Origin of the sequence: Rhodococcoides fascians A44A (assembly GCF_000760735.1) — a bacterium.
GTDB lineage: Bacteria > Actinomycetota > Actinomycetes > Mycobacteriales > Mycobacteriaceae > Rhodococcoides > Rhodococcoides fascians_E.
Genome location: NZ_JMEX01000004.1, coordinates 605,185 through 631,488 on the forward strand (window position 1 = coordinate 605,185; position 26,304 = coordinate 631,488).

The following is a 26,304-nucleotide window of genomic DNA, read 5'->3' on the forward strand; positions in this document are numbered from 1 at the left end:
CGCTCTGGTTTCCCGGACCTCGATCGCATGAGTGCGCCATCGGAGCGCCCAGACGGCATGAATGGAGCTTTCATGCGCTTGCGGATACTCCAACCACCGCGTTGTAGACTTGCCGAGCACTCGCGCGAGTGGCGGAATTGGCAGACGCGCTGGATTTAGGTTCCAGTGTCTCAGGACGTGGGGGTTCAAGTCCCCCCTCGCGCACCACCATCTCCGGTCGATCGGCAGATCCCTAACTACCTCGAGTAGTAGAGCCTCGGGTAACGTCGTGGTGTGGCAAAATCTCGCTCTCACCATCGACCGGCGCTCATTGCGCTGGTTCTCGTGTCAGCGGTCGCATGCCTGGCCCTCGGATGGTGGCAGTGGGAACGGTTCGAATCCGTCGGTGGCGACGGCCAGAATCTCGGCTACGCGTTCCAATGGCCCCTGTTCGCAGCGTTCGTGATCTACGCCTATCGCAGGTTCGTCCAGCTCGAAGGCGATGCCGAGGCCGCGGAGGACGAAGACCAGGTAGCTCCCACCGAGGACGTCGTTCGCGAGATACCCGCGGACCTGCTCCCTCAACGCCCCACCTACACCGAGGACGACATCGACGACGTCGAGGCTCGGCAACTTCTCGAATACAACACCTATCTCGCCGAGCTCGACCGCTCCCGCGAGTGAAGACAGGAGCACGACGACCGTGAGCCAAGCAGCACCGAAGCCCGTTACCGCCGACAAGAAGAAGATCGCGTCGGCTCTGCTGCGCTACCGCGTCCTGGCGTACATCACCGGTATCTGGCTGCTCGTGCTCACCGGCGAGATGGTCGCCAAGTACATCTTCAAGGTCGAGAACGTTCCCAGTTGGATTGCCGTGGTGCACGGCTGGGTGTACCTGATCTACCTGATCCTCACCGTCGATCTGGCCATCAGGGTCCGCTGGCCTGCCGGCCGTACCATCGGCACCCTGCTTGCCGGCACCATTCCGTTCCTGTCGTTCTACGTCGAGCACATCAGGACAAAGCAGGTCAAGACCGATTTCGCCCTCTGACGTTCAACACGTCACGCTCTGCGGATCGACGCCGGCAAGCGCATCGAGCACCACCTGCTGCGCCACCGGATCGTAGGAAATCCCTGTGTGGTCGACCGTGTCGGCTGGGCACAGATCCTGCAGAATCACGTTGCGAGCGCCTTCGCCCTGCAGCAACGACGCCGTATAGGGAACAACCTGGTCGTACCGAGTGACGACAACGGTGTACTCCACCCCGGGCACGGTGTCGCTGGGAACGTTGATCCGCGCGAGGGCGTCGTCGACCGGTGGGCCGAACGCCGGAATTCCCACCTGCCCCGAACCACCCGAGATGTCGTCGTTCCGCGGAGTCGACTCCCGATTCGGCGGGGACAGCGCGATAATCTTCGACGTGCGATCAGCCCCACCGAGGAAACGCACGTAATACCGCGGGACCGTTCCGCCTTTGGAGTGTCCGACGATCGCGGCTTTCTGCGCACCGGTGGCGGCCAGGACCTCGTCCACGAACGCGGAGAGCTCCACGGCACTGTGCTCGATCGAGTCGAACCCGCCGACGGGAATGCCCTCTCGCGCAACGTAGTTCAGCGCGAACACGCAGTATCCGTCTGCCACGAGGCGCGGAGCGAGCGACGCCCAGTTCGCGAACGAGTTCTCGAGAAAACCGTGCACCAGAACCACCGGTTCCGGATGCGACGACGACGGGACGCACGAGAAGTCGTTGACCTCGGGCAGCGACGCCTCCGGATGAATCGCCGAGAACAGCAACGCCTCGGAGAACGAGTCGGACGGCGCCGCGGATGCAGCGCCACCCGACGAGGCCGCCCATAGCGCAGCAACCGACGTCAACACAGTCACGACCGTGCGCTCCACGGCCATCAGTGTCCTACGAGCCGAGCTGCTGCAGTGCCGGAATCAACAAAGCCAGAGCCCGCCCGCGATGCGATGCCGCATCCTTCTCCTCCGGACTCAGTTCGGCTGCCGAGCGGCCGTCGCCCTCCGGCACGAACACGGGATCGTAACCGAAACCGTTCTCACCCAGCGGACTTCGTGCGATCACACCACGCCACTCAGCCCGGACGACGGACTCGGAACCGCCAGGAACGACGAGAGCGCACGCCGACACGAAGCCCGCTCCCCTGCGTTCGTCGGGAACGTCGGCAAGCTGCGCGAGCAACAACTCGGTGTTGGCGTCGTCCTGACCGTGCACACCCGACCATCGCGCCGACAGAACACCCGGCATCCCGTTCAACGCATCGACTTCGATACCCGAATCGTCCGCGACACAAGGCAATCCCGTTGCCGCAGCACCGTCACGCGCTTTGGCGAGCGCATTCTCCTCGAAGGTTGCGCCCGTCTCGGGTGCCTCCGGAAACTCCGGTACCTCGTCCAGACCGACCAACTCGACTCCCGAGACGCCTGCCGCATCGAGTACCCGACGCAGCTCGCGCAGCTTCTTCGCGTTGCGGCTGGCGACCAGCAGTGTCGACTCAGCCACCGAACTTCTTCTTCGGCGCGTCGGTGACGGCGGGCTCCGGCAGCTCACCCGGGTACGGTTCGGCGAGCGCAGCCTTCTGTACCTCGAACAACTTCTCGATGCCGTCCAACGCCGAATCCAGCAGCTTGTCCAGCGTCGAACGAGGGAACGTTGCACCCTCGCCCGTCCCCTGAATCTCCACCAACGTGCCCGTATCGGTGGCGACGACGTTCATGTCGACCTCGGCGCGCGAATCCTCCTCGTACGGCAGATCGAGCCGAACCCGGCCGTCGACTACGCCGACGCTGACCGCTGCGATCGCACACGAAATGGGCTGCGGATCAGCCAGACGCCCCGCAGCACGCAAGTACGTGACCGCATCCGACAACGCGACGAACGCGCCCGTGATCGCCGCGGTTCTCGTGCCACCGTCCGCCTGAAGCACATCGCAATCCAGAGCGATGGTGTTCTCGCCGATCGCGGCAAGATCGATGCACGCGCGCAACGACCGACCGACCAGCCGAGAAATTTCCTGGGTCCGACCGCCGACCTTGCCCTTCACGGACTCACGGCCACTGCGAGTGTGCGTCGCAGCCGGAAGCATCGCGTACTCCGCCGTCAACCACCCGAGCCCGGAGCCCTTGCGCCAGCGCGGAACACCTTCCTCGACACTGGCCGTGCACATCACCCGCGTGTTACCGAACTCCACCAGCACCGAACCCGCGGGATTGCTCGTGAACCCCCGCGTGATCTTGATGGTCCGAAGCTCGTCGTCAGCTCTTCCGTCTTCTCGTCTCGACACACAGCCAGACTAGTTGGGTCATTCCGCAGGCTCCACTCCCGGCTTGGCTGGGTCATTCCGCTGGCTCCACTCCCGGCTCAGCTGGGTCATTCCGCAGGCTCCACTCCCGGCTTGAATGCGCAGCCTGAAAAGCGCGTCAGACGGTGAACACATCTCCCGGTGAGACGGCATGCACGGGCCCACTGAATTCGGCTTTCGCCTCGGCGATCACGTCTTCGCGGGATGTCCAAGGTGGGATGTGGGTCAACAGCAGTTCGCCGACGCCTGCGTCGCGGGCGAGTTGACCTGCCTCGGTTCCCGAAAGGTGAACTCCGACCGGGCGGTCCGGGCTGTGCGTCCACGACGCTTCCGACAGCAGCACATCCGCGCCCTGAGCGATGTCGCGCACTGCCTGACACATTCCGGTGTCTCCGGTGTAGGCGAAGATCTTGCCCGCGCCGGTGGTGATGCGCATTCCGTAGGACTCCGGAGGGTGGTAGACCAGCCGGGTCGTCACCGACAGTTGTCCGTGACGAATGGTGCGCCCGTCGGCCCAGCGGCGGAGGTCGAGGGTGTCGGACATGTCGTCGATCTGTCCCCCACATTCGGCGGAGGCGACACCCAGGCGGAACGCTGTGTCCTTGGGCCCGTAGACGACGGCGCGCCCCTCGGGCGGGTTGGGGTGGTAGCGCCTCCACACCAACAAGCCAGGTACGTCGAGGCAATGGTCCGCGTGCAGGTGGGACAGAAACACGCTGACGTCGCCCGGGTCTGCGTACCGCTGCAGTGCGCCGAGTACGCCGGGGCCGAAGTCCAGGACGACGGGCGACGTGTCCGGTTCATCGAGGAGGTAACCCGACGCGGGGGAATCGGGTCCGGACACACTGCCCGAACATCCCAGCACGGTAATACGCATGATTGTCATGCTGCCACGTCGGCGCCCGTGGCAGAAACGCATCGGCGGTTTTCACTGACGAGACCGGAAAGGTCGTCGGTCACAGTTACCGAACTTCACTGTCGGGAAGAGCCGACCGACCTCTGTTTGCGGGCGTTGCGGGCGTCCGCGGACAGAAGCCACGCAGCGACGACTCCGCCGACAGCCCCGAACAGATGACCCTGCCAGGACACACCGGGAGTGCTGGGCAGAACGCCCCACAGAGCGCTGCCGTACAGGACGAACACGACGACGCCGATGGCGAGCTGACCCAGGTTCCGGGTGAAGAACCCACGAACGAGCAGGTAGGCCAAGAAGCCGAATACCAGGCTGGACGCACCGATGTGATTGGAGTTGCTGCCCCCGATCAACCATGTCCCGACGCCGGCGATCACCCAGATCACGCCTGTCGCCGTCAGTCCCCTGCCGATTCCGGACAGCAGGACGAGGAAGCCGAGCACCGCGATCGGAACCGTGTTGGCGATCAGATGCGCCCAGTCGTCGTGCAGCACAGGCGCGAACAGAATCCCCCACAGACCGTCGCCGGTGCGCGGGTTGATCCCGGCGGTCTCCACACGACTGCCCGACAGAACGTCGACTACTTCCACCACCCACAGCAACAGTACGAATCCACCGGTGTACATGGCCGCCGACTGCCACAACGGGCGCTTCGGGGCCGGAGCCGGCAGGTACGGGTTCGTGCTCATCGCTGGCGCCTTTCGCGGGAGGTATGTCGCTTTTTCGAGCGTACCGCCGGTCAGGACTCGAATGCCGACGGAAAGATCTGACGGTAGGTCGGAATGCCCGCCACCGACGTGGCGTCGAGCAGCGCACGCACGATCGCCCGCTCGACGACCTCGGCCGCCACCGAGGACACCGCGTCGAGCACCGGCAGATCCCGGTTGAACGCCGTGGGCAGCGACGATTCGGTGACGACGGATCGTGTGCCCGTGGACAGCGCGAAGATCGTGTCGCCGTCGAGAGGCGAGTGGGCAGGGCGAATCGCCCTCGCCAAACCGTCGTGACCTGCGACAGCAATTCGCTTGCACGAGCCGGCGGACAGTTCGACGTCGGTCGCTACGACACCGATGGTGGTGTTCAACGCCGTCCCCTTCGGCGCAAGCGCATTCGCGTTCCACAGCTCGTGCACGTCGGGTTTGCGCATACGGAAGGCCTGCGGCCCCAGCGAGCCGACGCCCCACGGCAGACCGGTGCGCGGGTCGAACACGGATCCGACCGGGTTGGTGACGATCAACGCGGCGACCGTGACTCCGTCGGCAGGCCCTCCTTCGATGACGGTGCTGGCCGTCCCGACGCCGCCCTTCAGCACTCCGGCCCGCGCTCCGACGCCTGCGCCGACAGACCCCGTCTCGAAGTCGGTCGCCGCTGCTGCAGCCGCTCGGTACCCGAAATCGGCGGTGGGCCTGGTCGACCACTCACCGACGGGCAGATCGAAGATGACGGCGGCAGGAACGATGGGCACCACCTGATCGGGGGTGCCCATCGAGATACCGTGGCCGTGTTCTTCCAGCCATCGCATGACTCCGTCCGCTGCGGCGAGGCCGTAGGCACTGCCACCGGTCAGGAGCACCGAATTGACTTGTTGGACGGAGTGACTCGGGTCCAGGAGGTCCGTCTCCCTGGTCCCTGGCCCGCCGCCGCGGACGTCGACCGCCGCGACGGCACCACCGAGGGTTCGGACGACGGTGCAGCCGGTGGCCGCGCCCGTTCCGAGGGTGGCGTCGGGATCGAGTTCGTGATGATGACCGACGAGCAGTCCCGAAACATCGGTCAGAGAGTCACGAGGACCGGGGGAACAAGGCACGCCGAGCGCTCCTACGGGGTGAGGACCTGCACCAGGGAATCCTGCATCCAGGTCAACCAGTGGTAGACGTCGAGGTGTGGAGCTCGTGGATCGCCCTCGTCGAGAACCTCCGGGGTGTCCGCGTCGATACCCAGGGTGGTTCCGAGCGCCAACCTTACGTCGTTGAGGCCCATCAACCACGCATCCGCTTGCTCCGGCGTCAGAAGGATCTTTCCACCCGACGCGGGGAGAGTGTCGAGAATGACGCTGCTCGAGCGCAGTTTCTCGTCGATGATCTCCGGCTCGTGCAGTCCACGCAGAGCACTGTTGAGATTGGTCGAACCGGACGGGTCGGTGTCGTCCCGATGGAAGTCCGGGAGCAGTCGAGCCAGCGCCGCATCCTCCGGCGGGGTGCTGTGTCCGGTCCGCAATCCGGTCAGGGCAGCAAGTTCGTCGGTCGGCGCAGCGGCCGCACGATCACCCAGCAGCCCGACGACCGATCCCACGAGCGACCGCAGAACCGTCGCCTCCCGCGGGTCCATCTCGGAGCGAATCTTGACACCGGAGAGTGTGTTCTTCCTGCTCCACGTACGCACTTGGTCAGAGGTCCTTGTCGTAGAAGCCGGTCACTTGTCCTGCTGCATGGTGGCCCACAACCCGGCTGCGTGCAGCCGGCGGACGTCGGCCTCCATCTTGTCGCGCTCGCCGCTGGACACCACTGCCTTGCCCTCGGAGTGCACCTGCATCATCAGCTCGGTTGCCTTGGCTTTGCTGTAACCGAAGAGCTTCTGGAAGATGAACGTCACGTAGTGCATCAGGTTCACCGGGTCGTCCCACACGATGGTCACCCACGGAACGTCCTGAGCCTCGTCCGTCGACCGGGCTTCGGTTTCGGCGGGCACGGCCTGAGGTGAGGCTGCCAGCGTCGGCGCCTCGTCGACAATGCCCACGAATTCTTCAGCCGTCGATGAAGCCATGCCAACAGACTACGACGACGGGGGCAACCTGCACACCGTCGCCCCCGCGCCTCGTAATGTTGAGCAGGTGCCTACCGCATCGAATCACGGCCCGGACATAACGGACAGCATCCGCAGTGCCGCACTCTTCACCGACCAGTACGAGTTCACCATGCTGTCGGCTGCGCTGGCCGACGGCACCGCCGACATCCCGTGCAGCTTCGAGGTGTTCGCCCGGCGCCTTCCGGGCGGAAGGCGTTACGGCGTCGTCGCTGGTACGGCGCGTTTCCTCGGTGCACTCACCCGGTTCCGGTTCGGCGAGGAGGAGCTGGAGGTGCTCGGCACGTTCCTCGACGCTTCCACGCTGGAATGGCTGCGCAACTACCGATTCACCGGTGACGTCGACGGCTACCGCGAAGGCGACCTCTACTTTCCGGGCTCACCGATCCTGTCGGTCCGCGGCACCTTCGCCGAATGCGTGATCCTGGAAACCCTCGCACTGTCGATTCTGAACCACGACAGTGCCATCGCCTCCGCCGCCGCGCGCATGGTCGGTTCCGCGGGATCGCGACACATGATCGAAATGGGATCACGGCGCACCCACGAGGAAGCAGCGGTGGCGTCGTCGCGCGCCGCGTACATCGCAGGTTTCGCAGCGACGTCCAATCTCGAAGCGGTCCGACGTCACGGGATTCCCGGAGCGGGCACGTCCGCGCACGCGTTCACGTTGCTCTACAACAACGAGAACGGACCGGACGAGAAAGCAGCGTTCGCCGCACAGGTGCGGGCGCTGGGAGTCTCCACCACCCTGCTCGTCGACACCTACGACATCACCCAGGGCGTAGCCAACGCCATCGAGGTGGCCGGACCCGAGCTGGGCGGAGTGCGCATCGACTCCGGTGACCTCGGCGTGCTCGCCAGACAGGTGCGCCAGCAACTCGACGACCTGGGCGCGAAGAACACCAAGATCGTCGTCTCCGGCGACCTCGACGAATACGCCATCGCCGCCCTGCGTGCGGAACCGGTGGACTCCTACGGCGTCGGCACCTCGCTGGTCACCGGATCCGGCGCGCCGACGGCAGGCATGGTCTACAAACTCGTGACCGTCGACGGACGGCCGGTCGCGAAACGCAGCAGCCACAAGGAGTCGCGTGGCGGCGCCAAGTCCGCTGTCCGGACCTCGCGAACCACGGGCACGGCCGTCGAGGAGATCGTGTTCCTGCAGGGCACCACCCCACCGATCGAGGACGGGCTGGTCGCGACCGAGCTCAGCATTCCGCTGGTGCGCGCCGGCGAGCAGGTGGACGGGTTGGGCAGCCTGCACGACGCTCGTGCACTGCTCGCGCAACGACTCGTCAGCCTGCCGTGGGAAGGACTCAAGCTGTCGCAGGGCGAGCCCGCGCTGCCGACGCGTTTCCTCTGACTCGGATGGGCGCGGCACGCGGGGGCCGTCGGAGGCAGGCAGTAGTCTTCTTCGGTGCCGAAGACCGAACTCCCCACCGTGCCCGCCCTGCTGAAGGTCGCGGTACACGCTCTCGGGGGCAAGGAAAGAAGCAACCAGCTCACCATGGCGTCGGCTGTCGCGCATTCCATCGACACCGGTCAGCACCTTGCTGTTCAGGCCGGTACCGGCACCGGTAAGTCGCTCGCGTACCTGGTTCCGAGCATCAGGCACGCCGTCGAGTCGGGCCGCACTGTCGTGGTGTCCACCGCAACGATCGCACTGCAACGTCAGCTCGTGGATCGCGACCTACCGCGCCTCGCCGACGCACTGACCGGCGCTATCGGCCGGCGGCCGAAGTTCGCGATCCTCAAGGGCCGCAACAACTACCTGTGCATGAACAAGATCCACTCCGGTGCGTCCGAGGAGGCGCCGGAAGCCGAATTGTTCGACGCTTTCGCCGTGTCCCGGCTCGGCCGCGAGGTCGTGCGTCTGACCAAGTGGTCGTCGGACACCGAGACCGGTGACCGCGACGACGTCGTGCCCGGAGTCAGCGATCAGGCGTGGCGGCAGGTCAGCGTCACCGCCCGCGAATGCCTCGGCAAGTCGCGCTGTCCCGTCGGTGAGGACTGCTTTGCCGAGCGGGCTCGCGCCGAGGCCGCACAGGTCGACGTCGTGGTCACCAATCACGCACTCCTCGCAATCGACGCCATCACCGGTATTCAAATCCTCCCCGAGCACGATGTGGTGGTCATCGACGAGGCGCACGAGCTCGTGGACCGCGTCACCGGCGTTGCCACGTCGGAATTGTCGGCGGCGACCGTCACCGCAGCTGCTCGGCGCTGCAGCAAGTTGATCGAAGAGGAGATCGTCGACGCACTCGACGGCGCGGCCGAGAACTGGGGTGCGGTCCTGGACGATCTACCTCCCGGCAGGTGGGCAGCGCTTCCCGACGACGTGGCCCCGGCGCTGGCGTCGATCAGGGATTCCGCGTGGGCGGTGCGCACGGCGATCGGTCCGCAGAAGCCCGGGATGGCGGCAACGGACCCGGAGGCAGCTGCCGCACGCAATGCGGCGCTCGTCGCGGTCGACGAGGTTCACGACAGTGCCGTGCGGGTTCTCGAGGCATTCGACGAGCCCGACCCCGCCAAGCGTAAGGATGTCGTCTGGCACGCCGTCGACGACTTCCGGGGGAACGTCAAACGCACGGTCCGGATGGCTCCGCTGTCGGTCGGCGGCCTGTTGCGTTCACGGTTGTTCGCGGAGTCGACGGTCGTCCTCACCTCGGCGACCCTGACGGTCGGCGGATCGTTCGACGGCCTGGCCGTGAACTGGGGTCTGCCTGCGGAGAACACGGGTCGAAGCGACACCGCCACCGCGTCCGGCATCGAGCCGCCGTCGGACACAGCGTCGTTCCACTGGAATTCGCTCGATGTCGGATCACCGTTCGACCACGCCAAATCAGGCATTCTCTACGTGGCCGAGCATCTTCCGGCGCCCGGCCGCGACGGGCTGTCTCCGCTGTACCTCGACGAGATCGAGAAGTTGGTCAGTGCGGCGGGAGGCCGGACGCTCGGCCTGTTCTCCTCGATGCGTGCGGCGAAAGCCGCAGCCGAGGCGATGCGTGAACGGCTGGACACTCCGATTTTGTGTCAGGGCGACGACGCGACCGGAGCTCTGGTGGACAAGTTCGCGGCCGACGAGGCCACGTCACTGTTCGGCACTCTGTCTCTGTGGCAGGGCGTCGACGTGCCGGGCCCGTCGCTGAGCTTGGTGATTCTGGATCGCATCCCGTTTCCGCGGCCCGACGACCCACTTCTCGTCGCGAGGCAACAGGCCGTCCAATCGCGTGGGGGAAACGGATTCCTCGCGGTTGCGGCAAATCATGCGGCCCTTCTCCTGGCGCAGGGCGTCGGCCGATTGCTCCGCAGCGTCGACGACCGCGGGGTCGTCGCCATGCTCGATTCGCGGCTGGCGACGGCCCGCTACGGCGGCTACCTGCGTGCCTCACTGCCTCCGTTCTGGGAGACGTCGGACCCGGAGGTCGTGCGCAAAGCTCTCACCCGTCTCGCAGGCAAGAGTTAGGACACCGGCATCTTGACCAGGCCGAGCTCGGCGTCTCCCGCGAACAGATCGTGGTGCGGTAGCACTCGTACCGTGTAGCCGACGGCCCCGCTGACCGGTAGCGCGGTGTCGGTCACGAAAACCTCACCGAGCGAGTCGGTTCCGGCATGACTCATCGCGACGGTCCGGGTGTCGGTCAGGTTCTCGTTCTCGTCGACCCGACCGAGCACCGCCTGAACCGACACGTCACCGGCGGACAGGCCACCCAGCCGAACGTAGGCACGCAACGTGAGCTTGGCGCCGATGACGGGGGTATCCGGCAAGCCTTCACTGTCGACCTGCACGACTTCCACCGACTGCCACGACGATTCGACGCGGTTCCGGTAGGCCGCGACGTCTTTCGCCCCGGCGTACTCCTTGGCATCGACTGCACGCGCCGCCTCGGCCGCGGGTGCGTACAGACCGAGGGTGTAATCGCGGACCATGCGCGATGCCAGCACCTTCGGACCCAGATGTTCGAGCGTGTGCCGGACCATTTCGATCCACCGCGTCGGGACCCCGTCGGTGCGATCGTAGAACTTCGGCAGCACAGCTTGTTCCAGCAGTTCGTAGAGTGCAGCAGCTTCCAGGTCGTCACGACGGCTCTCGTCGGCCATCCCGTCCGCCGTCGGGATCGCCCACCCGTTCTCGCCGTCGTACATCTCGTCCCACCATCCGTCTCGGATGGACAGATTCAGTCCACCGTTGAGAGCGGACTTCATGCCGGACGTCCCGCATGCTTCGAGGGGACGCAGTGGATTGTTCAGCCACACATCGCATCCCCAGTACAGGTAGCGTGCCATCGACATGTCGTAGTCGGGCAGGAACACGATGCGATGCCGCACGTCGGCTTCGTCGGCGAACCGGACGATCTGCTGAATCAACGCCTTGCCACCGTCGTCGGCGGGATGGGACTTGCCGGCTACCACCAACTGAACGGGACGCTCGGGATCGAGAAGCAGACGCTTCAGACGCTCCGGTTCCCGAAGCATCAACGTCAAACGCTTGTAGGTCGGTACCCGTCGCGCGAAGCCGACAGTGAGCACGTCGGGATCGAACACCGTTGCAGTCCAACCCAGTTCGGCCTCCGTCGATCCACGCTCGAGAGCCGAGCGGCGCACCCGCCGTCGGACCTCGTCGACCAACCTGCCGCGCAGTTCGTTTCTCGTCGACCACAGCCTCGCCGACGGGACCGTGTGCAGTTGTTCCCAGCCGCGCGCCTCCTCCAACGCTTCTGCTCCGACGACCTCGTGTGCCAGATCGAGCCACTCGCGCGCCGCCCAGGTCGGGGCGTGCACACCGTTGGTGACCGAACCGATCGGCACTTCGGCGCTGTCGAATCCGCGCCACAGGTCGCTGAACATCTCGCGACTGACGATGCCGTGCAGTTTCGAGACGCCGTTGGCGCGTTGCCCGAGACGCAGCCCCATGTGGGCCATGTTGAACACGGACCTGTCGTTCTCCGCGCCCAACGCCAGAATGCGCTCCAGCGGAAGACCAGGGAGCAGCGAGGAGTCGGACGAGCCGTCCTGGGCACCGAAGTAGTGGCGGACCAGGTCGGCTGGAAAACGGTCGATGCCTGCAGGGACCGGGGTGTGGGTGGTGAACACCGTTCCCGAACGCACCGATGCCAACGCGGAATCGAAGTCCAGTCCCTTCGAGGTGACGAGTTCTCGAATGCGCTCGGCGCCGAGGAAGCCGGCGTGCCCCTCGTTCATGTGAAACACTTCCGGGTCCGGCAGGCCGTATTCGTGCGTGTACGCGCGGACGGCTCGAACCCCGCCGATTCCAGCAAGGATCTCCTGTTTGATGCGGTGGTCCTGGTCGCCGCCGTAGAGCCTATCGGTCACGCCGCGAAGCTCAGGATCGTTGTCCGGGATGTCGGAGTCGAGCAGCAACAGCGGCACCCGTCCGACCTGCGCGATCCACACCCGTGCCCGCAACACCCGCGATCCGGGCATCGCGACGTGGATGAGGACGGGAACGCCCGACGCGTCGGCGAGAATGCGAAGCGGAAGCCCCTGCGGATCGAGCGAGGGATACCTCTCTGCCTGCCAACCGTCTGCGGTCAGAGACTGACGAAAGTAGCCGGAGCGGTAGAGCAGACCGACGCCGATCAACGGCAGACCCAGATCCGACGCCGCCTTGAGGTGGTCGCCGGCGAGGATGCCGAGACCGCCGGAGTAGTTGGGAAGGACCTCGCTGACGCCGAACTCCATCGAGAAATACGCAATTCCCGACGGCAGTGACCGTCCAGCCTCCGTGTTCTTCTGATACCAGAGCGGGCGGGCCAGGTATCCGCGAAGATCGGCTGCCAGGTTGTCCAGCTTTCCAGTGAACTCGTCGCTCCCGGCCAGTTCCTCCAGCCGCGACGGCGCGACGGCACCGAGCAACGCGATCGGGTCTCGCTCCGTGCTCGCCCACAGTTGCGGATCGATTTCCTCGAACAGCTCCTGGGTGGGCGCGTGCCACGACCAGCGGAGGTTTGTCGAGAGTTCCTCGAGGGCATGCAAGCGCTCGGGCAGGTGGGCTCGGACAGTGAACCGACGCAAAGCTTTCACGAGCGAAACCCTACCCACCGTCGACCGCGTGGTGCACCGACTTGCCGATCTGTCTCCGACACCGGCGCAGCCAGCGCGACTGCACTACGGTTGACACCGAGCACGCCGACAGCGAAGTGACCCGGGCTCTCGCCTCACCGCGAGGAGTCCTCGAAGCGAAGAACGGAGCGTGAAGTGACAGGTCGACTCGGTATCGACAATGTCCTTCCAGACACATCTACCGGGAAGTATCCCGCGAAAGCGGTGGTGGGCGAGGCTTTTCCGGTGTCGGCCGACGTGTGGCGCGAAGGCCATGACGCCGTTGCCGCGACGCTGGCCGTCCGTGGCCCTGGGCTGCGTACGCCGCTGCGGATCACCATGACGCCCGGGCGTGAACCCGACACGTTCGACGCGATCTTCACTCCTACTGCTCCCGGGTACTGGATCTGCAGGATCGAGGCGTGGAGCGACCCGGTCGCAACCTGGCGCCACGCGGTCGAGGCCAAACTCGGGGTCGGGCAGAGCGCCGCGGAACTCGCGAACGATCTCGAGATCGGCGCCCGGCTGTTCGAACGCGCTGCCGACGGTGTCCCCGCCGAGGATCGCGCTCTGCTGAAGGACGTCGTCGTCGCCCTGCGGGACACCGATCGCCAGTTGCCTGCTCGCGTGTCCCCGGCGTTCGCGTCCGCTGTCTCGGCGTTGCTGCACGAACATCCGCTGCGTGAACTGGTGACTCGGTCCAACGGCATCAACATCTGGGTCGATCGAGCGCGCGCGCTGAACGGCGCCTGGTACGAGTTCTTCCCGCGCTCGACGGGTGGATGGAACGACGACGGCAGCCCGCGTCACGGCACGTTCGCCACATCGACCGAGCAGCTCCCCCGCGTCGCCCGGATGGGCTTCGACGTGGTGTACCTGCCCCCGATCCATCCGATCGGAACGATCAACCGCAAGGGCCCGAACAACACTCTGACCCCGGGGCCGGACGACGTGGGCTCGCCGTGGGCGATCGGCTCGAAGGACGGCGGACACGACGCCATCCATCCGGAACTGGGCACGGAAGCCGATTTTCGCGCCTTCGTCGACGCCGCCCATGCGCTCGATCTGGAGGTCGCGCTGGATCTGGCTCTCCAGGCCGCTCCCGATCATCCGTGGGCGCAGAACCACCCGGAGTGGTTCACCGTTCTTCCCGACGGCACCATTGCGTACGCGGAGAATCCCCCGAAGAAGTACCAGGACATCTATCCGGTCAACTTCGACAACGACCGACGAGGAATCTACGACGAGGTCCTTCGGGTCGTTCGATACTGGGTGTCGTTGGGCGTCAAGATCTTCCGGGTCGACAACCCGCACACCAAGCCACCGGACTTCTGGGAATGGCTGATCGCGGAGGTCAAGAAGACGCACCCCGAGGTCCTCTTTCTGGCCGAGGCCTTCACCCGTCCCGCACGTATGTACGGGTTGGCGATGCGCGGGTTCACGCAGTCCTACACGTATTTCACGTGGCGAACAGCCAAGTGGGAGCTCACCGAATTCGCCGAGGAGCATGCCCGCCGGGCCGACGATGCGCGTCCCAACCTGTTCGTCAACACCCCGGACATCCTGCACGAGAGTCTGCAGCACGGCGGTCCCGGAGTGTTCGCGTTGCGCGCGGCTCTGGCCGCGACGATGTCTCCGACGTGGGGCGTGTACTCGGGATACGAACTGTACGAGCATCAGGCGGTACGGCCGGGAAGCGAGGAATACCTCGATTCCGAGAAGTATCAGCTTCGTCCACGCGACTTCGACGGTGCGTTGGCGCGCGGCGAGTCACTCGAACCGTGGCTCGCCACGCTCAACTCCATCCGACGCGCACATCCCGCTCTGCAGCAGCTGCGCAACATTCACTTCCACAACGTGGACAACGACGCACTCATCGCGTACTCGAAGTTCGATCCGAGCACCGGGGATTCGGTGCTCGTGGTGATCAATCTCGACCCGTTCGGATCGGAGGAGGGCACGATCTGGCTGGACATGCCGCAGATCGGGCTCGACTGGCACGACACGCTGACGGTCACCGACGAGGTGACCGGTCAGCAGTTCCATTGGGGTCAGGCCAATTTCGTGAAGTTGGAGCCGTGGAAGGCAGTCGCGCACATCCTTGCGCTTCCGCCCATTCCGTATCCGGCGCGTCTCGACTTGGCCTACCGCGGCAACCGGAAGTGAGTCGAACACCTTGAGCGAGAACCAGAGCACCACCGACACGGCAGCACCCAGCGCCAACGACCTGGAGTTGTTGGCGAAGGGCACGCACTACAACCCACACTCGGTGCTCGGAGCGCACCCCGCACCGGGCGGGACCGCGATCCGCGCTCTGAAGCCGAACGCGGATTCCGTCGTCGCGCGGATCGGTGGTACCGACTACCCGCTGACACACGTCGCGCACGGCGTGTTCTCGGGCCTGGTCCCGTTCGAGGATCTGATGGACTACCGGCTGGTCACGACGTGGCCGGGCGGGCATGTCTCGGTGGCCGCCGACGGCTATCGGTTCCTGCCGACCCTGGGCGAACTGGATCTGCATCTGTTCGGCGAGGGACGGCACGAAAGGCTCTGGGACATCCTGGGAGCCCATCGACAGAACTACACCACTCCCGACGGCGACGTCAGTGGTGTGTCGTTCGCGGTGTGGGCCCCAGCCGCGTCCGGGGTCACCGTCATCGGCGACTTCGACGGCTGGAGCGGTCGCAGCTTCCCGATGCGCGCTCTCGGGTCCACCGGCGTCTGGGAACTGTTCGTCCCGGACCTGCAGCCGGGTGCGATCTACAAGTACCGCATCCACGGCTCGGACGGAGTCACCCGGGACAAGGCCGACCCGATGGCGTTCGCCACCGAGGTTCCGCCTGCCACCGCGTCGGTCGTCTCGAGCTCGGAGTTCGAGTGGACGGACGACGCCTGGCTCGACACCCGTGCAGGCATCGAGCCCACCGCGGCACCGATGAGTGTCTACGAGGTGCACCTGGCGTCGTGGCGTCAGGGCCTCGGTTATCGCGAAGTCGCGCATCAGCTCGCGGATTACGTCATCGAGACCGGCTTCACGCACGTCGAACTGCTTCCCGTGGCGGAACATCCGTTCGGTGGGTCGTGGGGTTACCAGGTCACGTCCTACTACGCTCCGACATCCCGTTTCGGCAGCCCCGACGATTTTCGCTACTTCGTCGATCACCTGCACGAGCGAGGCATCGGCGTCATCGTCGACTGGGTGCCGGCGCATTTCCCCAAGGACGAATGGGCGCTGGCCCGGTTCGACGGTGGCCCGTTGTACGAGCACGGCGATCCCAAGCGCGGCGAGCAGCTCGACTGGGGCACATTGGTTTTCGATTTCGGCCGACGCGAGGTCCGCAACTTCCTCGTCGCGAACGCCTTGTTTTGGCTCGACGAGTTCCACATCGACGGACTCCGCGTCGACGCCGTCGCGTCGATGCTCTACCTGGACTACTCGCGCCCCGAGGGCGGGTGGACCCCCAACATTCACGGTGGCCGCGAGAACCTCGAAGCGGTCTCGTTCCTGCAGGAGATGAACGCGACCGTACACAAGAAGTTCCAGGGAGTCGTGACCGTCGCCGAGGAGTCGACGGCCTGGCCGGGCGTCACTCGTCCGACGAATGTCGGCGGCTTGGGCTTCAACATGAAGTGGAACATGGGGTGGATGCACGACACGCTCGGATTCCTCGGGCGTGATCCGATCCACCGGACGTACCACCACCACGAGATCACGTTCTCGCTCGTGTATGCGTGGAGCGAGAACTACCTGCTGCCGATCAGTCACGACGAAGTGGTGCACGGCAAGGGTACGTTGTGGACGCGTATGCCCGGCGACGATCACGCGAAGGCGGCCGGTCTGCGCGGAATGCTGGCCTACATGTGGGCGCATCCGGGCAAGCAACTGCTGTTCATGGGTCAGGAATTCGGCCAGATTCGCGAATGGTCGGAAGAACGTGGACTCGACTGGTTCCACCTCGACGACGACGGTCTCCACCGCGGAGTCCTCAACCTGGTCACCGACCTGAACGCGACGTATCGGCAGCACTCGGCGCTGTGGACCTTGGACACCTCCCCCAGCGGCTACTCCTGGATCGACGCCAACGACACCGAGAACAATGTCCTGAGTTTTCTGCGTTACGGATCCGACGGGTCTGTGGTGGCGTGCATCTTCAACTTCTCAGGAGTCGTACGCGGCGACTATCGTGTCGGACTACCGGAACTGGGACGTTGGAGCGAGATCCTCAACACGGATGCCACCTCGTACGGCGGAAGCGGTGTCGGCAATCTCGGAGAAGTGACGGCAACTTCGCACTCATGGCATGGCCGACCCGCGTCCGCGCAGGTCGCGCTCCCCGCCAACGGAGCGATCTGGATCAAACTGGAGCGATAGATGAGTCGCGGTCGTACCCGACGCACACTGTGGATGACCGCACTGATCGCAGCGTCGGCTCTGCTCGCGTCGTGCGCGCAGAGCGTCGACGGCCGCGCGGTGTCGATCTACGACAACCCGTTCACCGTGGCGGGTCTGCCTGTCACCGACGGTCCCAGTGGTCCGCGCCCCGGCATGACTAACTCCACTCTGCAGGTGACGGGCTCGGAGGGTACCGACTCGGATGTCATCGCGACCAACGCGATCGAGGACATCCAGCGGTACTGGACACAGACGTATCCCGACTTGTTCAAGACGGAGTTCACTCCGGTGTCGGAGCTGATTTCGTGGGATGCGAGCGAGGAGGAAGGTCAGGGAGCACGTTTCTGCGGTTTCCGGACCGGCGGTATCCCCAACGCTGCGTATTGCATGAAGGACGACACGATCGGCTGGGACCGAACAATTCTGTTGCCTGCACTGATCGACGCCTTCGGCCCCATGGCAGTGGTCATGGTCATCGCTCACGAGTACGGCCATTCGATTCAGCATCAGTCCGGTCTGGTCGGAGAGGACACTCCGACCATCGTGGCCGAGCAGCAGGCCGACTGTTTCGCAGGTGCATTCATTCGGCATGTCGCCGAGGACGAGTCGCCGCACTTCACCATCAACACGTCCGACGGGCTGAACGGCGTGCTCGCCGCGACGGTCGCGGTGCGCGACGTCGACCCCAACGACCCGGATTCGGTGCACGGTTCGGCGTTCGAGCGAGTCACCGCTGTACAGCTCGGTTTCACCGACGGCGCGTCTGCATGCGTAGCCATCGACGAGGCGGAGATCGATTCGCGCCGAGCGGATCTGCCACAGAAATTCTCCGACGCCGACGACGACGGTGAACTGCCGGTGACCGAGGAAACGCTGCAAGCCTTCGTGCGGTCCTTCGAAAGCCTTCTTGCACTTCCGAATCCCCCGACGGTGTCCTACGACGGCACCGACACCGGCTGCCCGGAAGGAACGTCGACCGAGCCGGTGTCGTACTGCGCATCGAGCAACACCATCGGTGTGGACGTTCCAGCGCTCGCCGAGCTCGGAACCGCCGAGCGGCCACAGCGCGGTGACGTCATCCCTCTGAACGTCTCCGGCGATTACAGCGCCTATGTGCTGTTCGCTTCCCGCTACACGCTCGCGGTCCAGAACGCGGCAGGCCAGCCGCTCGACAACCCCCAGACCGCGCTGCGCTCGGCATGCCTGTCCGGAGTGATCACCGCCGGGTTGAGTTCGGAGAACCCGGAGGCCACCGACCTCGAAGTCTGGCTGTCCCCCGGCGACCTCGACGAGGCCGTGTCCGGTCTCCTCAGTGACGGATTGACGGCAAGCGACATCAACGGTGTCACCCTCCCGAGCGGCTTCTCGCGTGTCGACGCGTTCCGCTCGGGAGTTCTGTACGGCCAGGACACCTGCAACGCCCGCTACCGCTGAGGCCGAACAACCCGGTCAGTACAGCCCGATCAGTACAGGGCGGACGCGAGCTTCCTGCGCGCCGCGACAACAACAGGGTCGGCGGCGTCGAACAGTTCGAACAGCTCGAGCAGCCGCGTTCGCAACTGAGTTCTCTCGTCACCAGCAGTGCGCTTGACGCCGTCGATGAGACGGCCGAACGCTGCCTCTGGATTCTGCTGCGACAGTTCGACGTCGGCAGCTTCGATCCGTGCCGCGACATCGGCAGGGTCGGCGTCGGCCTTCGCCACAGCATCGGCGTCGACGTTCTGCACCCGCGCCAGGAACTTGACCTGCCGCAGCGCAGCTTTGGCGTCGGCGTTCGCAGGCTCGGCAGCGATGATGTCCTCGTACGCCGCGATGGCCTTGTCGAAGTCGCCCTCGTCGAGGGCCTCTTCGGCCGCCACGAGCCTCGGGTCTTCCGGCTCCGGCTCGTCTTCGATCGGCTCTGCTCCAGGAGGCCCCGTGAGCTTTCCGGCCGTGGCCTGTTCGATCGCCTCGATCCACTTCCGAAGCTGATCCTCCGGCTGCGATCCCTGGAAGTCAGCGAGGGGCTGTCCACCCGCGACAGCAACGACGGTGGGGATCGCCTGCACACCGAACGCCTGCGCGATCTGCGGGTTGGTATCCACGTCGACGCGTGCATGGATCCACCGGCCGCCGGCCTCCAGAGCCAGCTGTCCAAGCAGACGAGTGAGCGAAACAGACTGCGGCGACCGGGCAGAACCCAGATCGACGACGACCGGCACCTGAGACGATCGGCGCAGAACCTCGTCTTCGAAAGTGGCGGTCGTCACGTCGACGATCGGAGGCAAACCGCCTTCGGCGACCTCACCAGCCGCCGCAGGTGGCGGCGCCGGACGGTCTTTCAGGGCGGACAGATCCACTGCACCGGCGATGGATGCCGGAACAGCTGCTGGCGGACGGGCTGACGAGCGAGAACCGGGACGAGTCACGCTCTACAGTTTGTCATCTCATCCGCCCGCCCACTACCGCGAAGGTCGTCGCTCCCGCCCGGGTCATTCCGCAGGCTCCACTCCACTCCCGCCCAATCCGGGTCATTCCGCAGGCTCCACTCCCGCCCAACCCGGGTCATTCCGCAGGCTCCACTCCTACGCGACGGTCGAGCCCTTACCGAGACCGACGCCCGGTCCACTGAGCTCAGCGAGCTTTCCTGTCCGCGCTGCCCAGATTTCGAAGACGACCGTGCCGAACGGCGGCACGCTGGCGACTGCGGCGAGAAGTGTCGTGACGACGTTCCAGCGCAGCTTCACCGCCGTGACGACCGTGACGACCAGGTAGAGGACGAAAACAGCTCCATGAATCGGTCCGAAGATCTTGACGCCGATCTCGTTGCCGTCGGCCGGGATGTACTTGAACGCCATTCCGATGAGCAGACCGAGCCACGTGAGGGCCTCCAGGACTGCGACGAAACGGAAGCGCTTGGCGGTCGTGCTCAGGTCGAAGAAGTTCACCATGGAAGACCATTGTGCCCGAACTACTACGACACAGCGTAGTGGCTCTGATCTCACCCGTAGGTCTTGACCAGAGCCACCATGCTGTGGGCTTACTTTCTCTTTACTTCTTCGGCACCCGAATGATCAGCGCGTCGCCTTGTCCGCCGCCGCCGCACAGTGCGGCTGCGCCGACACCACCGCCGCGGCGCTGCAGTTCCAGCGCGAGGTGCAGAGCGATACGCGCACCGGACATGCCCAGAGGATGCCCGATGGAGATAGCACCACCGTTGACGTTGACCTTGCTCTCGTCGATCCCGAGTTCACGGGTCGAGGCGATACCGACCGCAGCGAATGCCTCGTTGATCTCGATCAGATCCAGATCCTTCGGATCGATCCCTTCCTTCGCGCACGCTTTTACGATCGCCCGCGCCGGCTGCGACTGCAGCGATGAATCCGGCCCGGCGACCACACCGTGTGCACCGATCTCCGCGATCCACTTCAACCCCAAGCTTTCGGCCTTGGCCTTGCTCATCACGATCACCGCGGCAGCACCGTCGTTGATCGTCGAGGCATTACCCGCGGTGATGGTGCCGCTCTTGGAGAACGCGGGCCGCAGCTTGGCGAGGGTGTCGGTGGTGGTGTCGGCGCGGATGCCCTCGTCCTGGGAGAACACGATCGGATCGCCCTTGCGTTGCGGGATCTCCACCGGCACGACCTCGTCGTCGAAGACACCGTTCTTCCACGCCGTCGCCGCACGCTGATGCGAGCCCGCGGCGAACGCGTCCTGCTCCTCGCGGGTGGACGCGACTGCACCCTCGTTACGCGATTCGGTGAGTCCGCCCATGGCCTGGTCGGTGAAGATGTCGTACAAGCCGTCGTAGGCGAGGTGATCCTTCATCGTCACATCGCCGTACTTGAATCCCGCACGCGATTTCTCGAGCATGTGCGGTGCTTGGGTCATCGATTCCTGACCACCGGCGACGACGACCTCGAATTCCCCCGCCCGGATCAGCTGATCGGCCAACGCGATCGCATCGACACCCGACAGGCACACCTTGTTGATCGTCAGCGCCGGAACATCCATCGGAATGCCCGCCGCGACCGCGGCCTGCCGTGCCGGGATCTGACCCGCACCGGCCGTGAGGACCTGCCCCATGATGACGTACTCGACAAGCTCGGGAGCGACACCCGACTTGTCCAACGCGCCCTTGATCGCGATCCCGCCGAGATCCGAACCCGAGAAATCCTTCAGTGCTCCGGACAACCGACCAACCGGGGTCCTGGCCCCGGCGACGATGACGGACGTGGTCACGATGTTCCTCCAACCGTATGCGACGAAGTTAGTCGCCATTTACTTTGACAGCCCCGGTGAGCGTTGCCAAGCAACCACCGCTAACGTCGACTCTATGACTACCGACACTCGACCGTCCAAGGGACTCCCTCTTCCATCAGACCTCGTCACGGCGATCGACCACGTCGGTATTGCCGTCCCCGATCTCGATGTAGCCATCGCCTGGTACGCCGAGCATCTCGGCATGGTCTCGACCCACGAAGAGGTCAACGAAAGCCAGGGAGTTCGCGAGGCGATGTTGTCCTTCCCCGGCGCCTCGGACGGGTCGACGGCGTTGCAGCTCCTCGCGCCGCTCGACGAGAACTCGACGATCGCCAAGTTCATCGATCGCAACGGGCCGGGCTTGCAGCAGCTCGCATATCGCGTCACGGACATCGGCCGGATCTCGACGGAGTTGCGGGCGCGCGGCGTTCGACTGCTCTACGACGAGCCCCGCCGAGGCACTGCGGACTCGAAAATCAACTTCGTTCATCCCAAAGATGCGGGCGGAGTCCTCATCGAACTCGTAGAACCGACCAAAAGTCCGATCCATTGACCCATCGTCTGGCTCTCTACCCTACGCACCGGTAAATTGACCGCCATGGCCACAGAGCAAGAGCGCACCGGTGTGCAACTTCCCTTCTCCCTCGTCCGAAAGGGATTCGACCGCGACGAAGTCACGAACTATTTCGAAAGGTTCGACGCCGAACTACGGCTGACGACCGCTGATCGTGATGCCGCGGCTGCACAGGCCCGCGACCTGGCCAAGCAACTCGACGACGCCCGAGACGAGATCGACGAACTCCGCAAGGACATCGATCGCCTGTCGGTACCGCCGACCACCGCAGAAGGCATGAGCGACCGTATCTCTCGCATGCTCCGCCTCGCTTCGGACGAGGCATCGGAGGTCAGGGCAAAGGCACACGCCGAGGCCGAGGAAATGGTCTCGGTCGCCGAGCAGGAGAGCGCTCGTCTCCGCGGCCGTCACGAGTCGCTCGTAGCCGAGCTGGAAGAACGTCGGTCCGCGCTCGAGACCGAGCACGAGCAGACGATGGCTCAGGCCCGGACGGAGGCGGCGCGAGTCGTCGAAGCCGCACAGGCCGAGCGTGACCAGCTCGCTGCGGAGTCCGAGGCCAAGCGCGCCAAGGTGCAGGAGGACTTCGAGATCACGATGGCGGACCGCCGCACGAAGATCCTCGCTGCACTGGAGGATCTCGAAAGCTCGAGCAAGGCCGATGCGGCGCACCGCATCGAGGAGGCAACGACGGAAGCCACCCGTCGACTCCAGGCCGCTACCGAGCAGAGCGAACGTCGCATTGCACATTCGAAGGAACTCGCCGAGGAACTTCGGGTCCTCCGAAGCCGAGTTCTGGCTCAGCTCTTGGGCATTCGCGGACAACTCGATTCGGTTCCCGCGATGCTGGCGTCCGTCAACCGCGAGAGCGAGCTACTGGACTCCCCCGAGGCGATCGCACTCGGCAAGGACGACGAGTCGTCCGACAAGGCCGACGACAAGGACAAGGCCGAAGCGTCTTCCTGACGGATGAATGCGGCGCTGGTTACGACCAGCGCCGCGTCAGGCCGCGGGTCGCCCTCCCCGACCAGCAGCCGGAATGCCAGTGCCGACGATTGTCCGGGCCGCCGAGCTCGGCCGCCGGCCACGCCACGATATGCGACACCCCAGGTCTGATCTCGTGATCGCAGCCCGGGCATCGGTAGGTCTTAGTCGCCCGATTTCCGGGGACGGTGCGCGTCGTGAACTCCTCGTCGGACCACCCCGACGGACCACTCTCGATCCGGGCGCCACCCATCAGCGAATCGGGACGCGAATCACGCGAACCATTGGTTCTACGGCTCGCTTTCCTGTCGTGATTACGCCGAGGCACGGTCTCGATTGTAGAAGAAGCCGTCAGAACAGCCGAAACTCCGTGCTCTCGGTTCCACGAAGGACGTCGTAGTCGAGGGTCAGGCAACGGATTCCGCGGTCCGTCGCCAACGTCCGTGCCTGCGGTTTGATGATTTGAGCGGCGAAAACTCCACTGACCGGCGCCAGCACCGGATCCCGGTTCAACAGCTCGAGATAGCGGGTGAGCTGTTCGACGCCGTCGATCTCACCCCGGCGCTTGATCTCCACCGCGACCGTTCCACCGTCGGCGTTGCGGCACAGCAGATCCACTGGCCCGATGGCCGTCATGTACTCGCGGCGAACCAACGTGTAACCCTCACCGAGAGTCTCCACGTGTTCCGCCAACAGCTCCTGCAGATGCGACTCGACGCCATCCTTGACGAGACCGGGGTCCACGCCGAGCTCATGGCTCGAATCGAGTTCGACGTCCTCGATCGTGATGCGCAGTTCCTCGCCGGCCTTGTTGGTCACGACCCATTTGATGGTGTCGTCCTCGGTGGATTCGACAGTCCAGCACGGCGGACTCATCCAGTTCAACGGCTTGTACGCTCGATCGTCGGCGTGAATACTGACCGACCCGTCGGACTTGACGAGAAGTAGCCTCCTAGCAGGAGGAAGATGAGCGGTAAGACGGCCGACGTAGTCCACTTGGCACCGAGCAATTACGAGACGCACTTGCCCACCCTAAGCCAAACCGACCGCTAGTCTGTGACCACCATGCCGCAATTCAGACGATCCGCCGCACCGCTCGGATCACGCCTACTCGGCGACACGTCCGAGTCCCCCAGACGTCGACGTGTCCGCGTCCAGATACTGCTCACGATCTTCCTGCTGGGGTCCAATCTCATCGGTGCCGTCATCGTGGGTGCACTGGTGAGTGTTGTGGTGCCGGGGCCCGATGTGCTGGTTCCCAAGTACTGGTGGGTCAATTACATCGTCATTCCGGTCTACGTCGGCTTGGCGTTCATCGTCGGTGTTCTCTGGGGTACTACACGTGCCGTCCGGGCGTTGAGGTGGGCGATCGAGGACCGTAAGCCGACGCGCAAGGAGCAGGTCAACACGCTTTCCATGCCGTGGCAGCTCACCCGCGTTCAGATCCTGTTGTGGACAGTTGGGCTCGTCCTGATCACGACGATCGACGGCATCATCGATCCCCAGTCGATCCCCAAGGTGGCGTTCACGATCGGTGCCGGTGGAACCGTCGTCTGCGCGTTCAGCTATCTGCTGAGCGAGTTCGCGCTGCGCCCGGCAGCAGCACGCGCGCTCGAGGCCGGCGATCCACGACGCATTCGAATCGCGGGTGTGATGGGGCGGTCGATTCTGTCCTGGATCCTCGGGACCGGAGTACCCGTCGCCGGGCTCATGATCATTGCAATCTTCAGCTTCATCAGGCCGTACCAGACGAACGCGGACAAGATGGCCGTCGCGATTCTGGCGCTCGGAGGTATCACACTCGTCTTCGGTTTCTTTCTGACTCTCCTGGGTGGTTTCGCCACTACCGCACCCATCAGCAATGTGAGATCGGGAATGGCGGAGCTCGAGCGAGGCAACTCGGACGTGCACCTTGCCGTGTACGACGGCACCGAGCTCGGCGAACTCCAGAGCGGCTTCAATCGCATGGCCGACGGCATCCGCGAACGAGAGAAGATCCGTGATCTCTTCGGTCGCCACGTCGGACACGAGGTGGCCGAAGCGGCACTGAGCAAGAACCCCGAACTCGGTGGCGAAGAACGAGACATTGCGGTCTTCTTCATCGACCTGGTCGGTTCGACGGAAATCGCATCGACGCGTCCGCCCGCCGAAGTCGTCGCACTTCTCAACCGATTCTTCGCCGTGGTGGTCGACGAGGTCGACGAGCACGGCGGCTTCATCAACAAATTCGAAGGTGACGCCGCCCTCGCCATCTTCGGAGCTCCGGGCGATATGGAAGACCACTGCGGCGCTGCCCTTGCGGCCGCACGGAAGATCAGTACACGGCTTCGCGACGAGGTACCCGAGTGCAGTGCAGCCGTCGGCGTCGCCTCCGGACGCGCAGTCGCCGGCAACGTCGGTGCGAAGTCACGCTTCGAATACACCGTCATCGGCGATCCGGTCAACGAAGCCGCCCGCCTGTCGGACCTGGCCAAGAACGCCCCCGGCGCCATCCTTGCCTCGAAGATCACGGTGGAGGGCGCATCCGATCCCGAAAGCTCATGCTGGGAATTCGGAGACAGCGTCACCCTCCGCGGCAGATCCGCAGAAACCGTCCTCGCCTCCCCCACCGCCTGACGTCCTGCCCCGGGTACATGGGGCAGGGGCAAACCCATGCCAATCAACGGGTGCGCGGGTCAGTCCTGGCGCAAATGCTCACCGTTGTGTCGGATGCACGGCGTTGTGCTGGCACCTGGCCGTGCGTCTGTGTTTCTGGCCTGGCGGACGGGGTGGTGGATTCACCCTCGTGTTGTGCGTGTGGGGGTGGTGTCAGCGCACATTCGGGGGGGTGTTTTCCGGTGGGTGGTTCGTTGTTCGGTGGTGGATGCTCGCCGTTGTGTCACGTGCACGGTGTAGTGCTGGCACCTGGCCGTGCGTCCGGCTCGTGGGTGTGCGTCTGTGTCGCTGATTGGCGGACGGGGTGGATTCACCCTCCTGTTGTGCGTGTGGTGGTGGTGTCAGCGCACATTCGGGGGGTGTTTTCGTGGGTGCTCG

General features: G+C 64.9%; 24 protein-coding genes and 1 tRNA gene. 11 read left to right on the plus strand and 14 right to left on the minus strand.

Features of this window, described 5'->3' with window-relative positions; translation table 11 throughout:
- Positions 1-122 precede the first annotated feature (122 nt).
- The 3 genes from BH95_RS03825 to BH95_RS03835 all read left to right on the plus strand — a co-directional run bounded on the left by BH95_RS03825 (position 123) and on the right by BH95_RS03835 (position 1,030).
- Positions 123-207: transfer RNA gene (locus BH95_RS03825), tRNA-Leu, on the plus strand.
- Between the two features lie 66 nt (positions 208-273).
- Positions 274-663, plus strand: coding sequence for a hypothetical protein (locus BH95_RS03830; protein ID WP_026347763.1), 390 nt, complete (start codon positions 274-276; stop codon positions 661-663).
- A gap of 19 nt (positions 664-682) precedes the next feature.
- Positions 683-1,030 carry a DUF3817 domain-containing protein gene (locus BH95_RS03835; protein ID WP_019664962.1) on the plus strand — a complete coding sequence of 116 codons (348 nt, stop codon included), beginning with the start codon at positions 683-685 and terminating at the stop codon, positions 1,028-1,030.
- A gap of 3 nt (positions 1,031-1,033) precedes the next feature.
- Here BH95_RS03835 and BH95_RS03840 read toward each other — a convergent pair whose 3' ends face one another.
- The 8 genes from BH95_RS03840 to clpS all read right to left on the minus strand — a co-directional run bounded on the left by BH95_RS03840 (position 1,034) and on the right by clpS (position 6,979).
- Entirely contained in the window at positions 1,034-1,864 is an 831-nt protein-coding gene (locus tag BH95_RS03840; RefSeq protein ID WP_244164805.1) for an esterase/lipase family protein, read from the minus strand.
- 28 nt (positions 1,865-1,892) lie between these two features.
- Entirely contained in the window at positions 1,893-2,504 is a 612-nt protein-coding gene (gene rdgB / locus BH95_RS03845) for an RdgB/HAM1 family non-canonical purine NTP pyrophosphatase (protein ID WP_037181022.1), read from the minus strand.
- On the minus strand, positions 2,497-3,285 hold the full coding sequence (gene rph, locus BH95_RS03850; protein ID WP_019664965.1) for a ribonuclease PH: 789 nt from the start codon (positions 3,283-3,285) through the stop codon (positions 2,497-2,499). Before rph ends, rdgB begins: the two co-directional genes overlap by 8 nt.
- Positions 3,286-3,421: 136 nt before the next feature.
- A complete protein-coding gene (locus BH95_RS03855; RefSeq protein ID WP_027499095.1) occupies positions 3,422-4,180 on the minus strand; it encodes a cyclic nucleotide-degrading phosphodiesterase in 759 nt (252 codons plus the stop codon).
- 95 nt (positions 4,181-4,275) lie between these two features.
- Positions 4,276-4,905 (minus strand): rhomboid family intramembrane serine protease, encoded by a 630-nt coding sequence (locus tag BH95_RS03860; RefSeq protein WP_037181024.1) that lies wholly within the window; start codon positions 4,903-4,905, stop codon positions 4,276-4,278.
- Positions 4,906-4,955: 50 nt separating this feature from the next.
- Entirely contained in the window at positions 4,956-6,023 is a 1,068-nt protein-coding gene (locus BH95_RS03865; protein ID WP_037181026.1) for a P1 family peptidase, read from the minus strand.
- 11 nt (positions 6,024-6,034) lie between these two features.
- Positions 6,035-6,598, minus strand: a complete 564-nt coding sequence (aosR, locus tag BH95_RS03870) for an oxidative stress transcriptional regulator AosR (protein ID WP_037141377.1) — start codon at positions 6,596-6,598, stop codon at positions 6,035-6,037.
- A 30-nt stretch (positions 6,599-6,628) separates the two neighbouring features.
- On the minus strand, positions 6,629-6,979 hold the full coding sequence (gene clpS, locus BH95_RS03875; RefSeq protein ID WP_170947459.1) for an ATP-dependent Clp protease adapter ClpS: 351 nt from the start codon (positions 6,977-6,979) through the stop codon (positions 6,629-6,631).
- On the opposite strand from clpS, the gene BH95_RS03880 reads away from it, so the two are divergent.
- Positions 6,945-8,381 carry a nicotinate phosphoribosyltransferase gene (locus tag BH95_RS03880; RefSeq protein ID WP_037181027.1) on the plus strand — a complete coding sequence of 479 codons (1,437 nt, stop codon included), beginning with the start codon at positions 6,945-6,947 and terminating at the stop codon, positions 8,379-8,381. The genes clpS and BH95_RS03880 overlap by 35 nt on opposite strands.
- Positions 8,382-8,435: 54 nt before the next feature.
- Positions 8,436-10,484 carry an ATP-dependent DNA helicase gene (locus BH95_RS03885; protein WP_037141373.1) on the plus strand — a complete coding sequence of 683 codons (2,049 nt, stop codon included), beginning with the start codon at positions 8,436-8,438 and terminating at the stop codon, positions 10,482-10,484.
- On the opposite strand, the gene glgP is transcribed toward BH95_RS03885, so the two are convergent.
- Positions 10,481-13,063: an alpha-glucan family phosphorylase gene (gene glgP / locus BH95_RS03890; protein WP_037181029.1), complete on the minus strand. Its 2,583-nt coding sequence runs from the start codon at positions 13,061-13,063 to the stop codon at positions 10,481-10,483. The two genes, BH95_RS03885 and glgP, sit on opposite strands and share 4 nt — an antisense overlap.
- 174 nt (positions 13,064-13,237) lie before the next feature.
- Here glgP and BH95_RS03895 point away from each other — a divergent pair, with 174 nt between their 5' ends.
- From BH95_RS03895 to BH95_RS03905, 3 genes are read left to right on the plus strand one after another with little or no spacing between them, the layout of a single operon-like run.
- Positions 13,238-15,247 carry an alpha-1,4-glucan--maltose-1-phosphate maltosyltransferase gene (locus tag BH95_RS03895; protein ID WP_037181031.1) on the plus strand — a complete coding sequence of 670 codons (2,010 nt, stop codon included), beginning with the start codon at positions 13,238-13,240 and terminating at the stop codon, positions 15,245-15,247.
- Positions 15,248-15,257: 10 nt separating this feature from the next.
- Positions 15,258-17,453: a 1,4-alpha-glucan branching protein GlgB gene (gene glgB / locus BH95_RS03900; protein WP_037181033.1), complete on the plus strand. Its 2,196-nt coding sequence runs from the start codon at positions 15,258-15,260 to the stop codon at positions 17,451-17,453.
- Positions 17,454-18,908 carry a neutral zinc metallopeptidase gene (locus tag BH95_RS03905; protein WP_037181034.1) on the plus strand — a complete coding sequence of 485 codons (1,455 nt, stop codon included), beginning with the start codon at positions 17,454-17,456 and terminating at the stop codon, positions 18,906-18,908.
- A gap of 29 nt (positions 18,909-18,937) precedes the next feature.
- Here BH95_RS03905 and BH95_RS03910 read toward each other — a convergent pair whose 3' ends face one another.
- From BH95_RS03910 to BH95_RS03920, 3 genes are all read right to left on the minus strand, one after another.
- Positions 18,938-19,882, minus strand: coding sequence for a tetratricopeptide repeat protein (locus BH95_RS03910; RefSeq protein ID WP_230593890.1), 945 nt, complete (start codon positions 19,880-19,882; stop codon positions 18,938-18,940).
- Positions 19,883-20,038: 156 nt separating this feature from the next.
- On the minus strand, positions 20,039-20,404 hold the full coding sequence (locus BH95_RS03915; protein WP_019664978.1) for a DUF3817 domain-containing protein: 366 nt from the start codon (positions 20,402-20,404) through the stop codon (positions 20,039-20,041).
- A 100-nt stretch (positions 20,405-20,504) separates the two neighbouring features.
- Positions 20,505-21,695, minus strand: a complete 1,191-nt coding sequence (locus BH95_RS03920) for an acetyl-CoA C-acetyltransferase (protein WP_170949322.1) — start codon at positions 21,693-21,695, stop codon at positions 20,505-20,507.
- A 94-nt stretch (positions 21,696-21,789) separates the two neighbouring features.
- On the opposite strand from BH95_RS03920, the gene mce reads away from it, so the two are divergent.
- Together mce and BH95_RS03930 are read left to right on the plus strand one after the other, a co-directional pair.
- Positions 21,790-22,269 carry a methylmalonyl-CoA epimerase gene (mce, locus tag BH95_RS03925; protein ID WP_019664980.1) on the plus strand — a complete coding sequence of 160 codons (480 nt, stop codon included), beginning with the start codon at positions 21,790-21,792 and terminating at the stop codon, positions 22,267-22,269.
- A gap of 45 nt (positions 22,270-22,314) precedes the next feature.
- A complete protein-coding gene (locus BH95_RS03930) occupies positions 22,315-23,253 on the plus strand; it encodes a hypothetical protein (RefSeq protein ID WP_019664981.1) in 939 nt (312 codons plus the stop codon).
- Between the two features lie 19 nt (positions 23,254-23,272).
- On the opposite strand, the gene BH95_RS29380 is transcribed toward BH95_RS03930, so the two are convergent.
- Both BH95_RS29380 and nucS read right to left on the minus strand, forming a co-directional pair.
- The gene (locus BH95_RS29380; RefSeq protein ID WP_080733893.1) at positions 23,273-23,599 is read right to left on the minus strand and encodes an ATP/GTP-binding protein; all 327 of its coding nucleotides are present in this window, start codon (positions 23,597-23,599) and stop codon (positions 23,273-23,275) included.
- Positions 23,600-23,622: 23 nt separating this feature from the next.
- Complete coding sequence (gene nucS / locus BH95_RS03935; protein ID WP_026347768.1) at positions 23,623-24,294, minus strand: endonuclease NucS; 672 nt, start codon at positions 24,292-24,294, stop codon at positions 23,623-23,625.
- A 42-nt stretch (positions 24,295-24,336) separates the two neighbouring features.
- Between nucS and BH95_RS03940 the strand changes: the two genes are divergently transcribed.
- On the plus strand, positions 24,337-25,887 hold the full coding sequence (locus BH95_RS03940) for an adenylate/guanylate cyclase domain-containing protein (protein ID WP_037181099.1): 1,551 nt from the start codon (positions 24,337-24,339) through the stop codon (positions 25,885-25,887).
- Positions 25,888-26,304 lie beyond the last annotated feature (417 nt).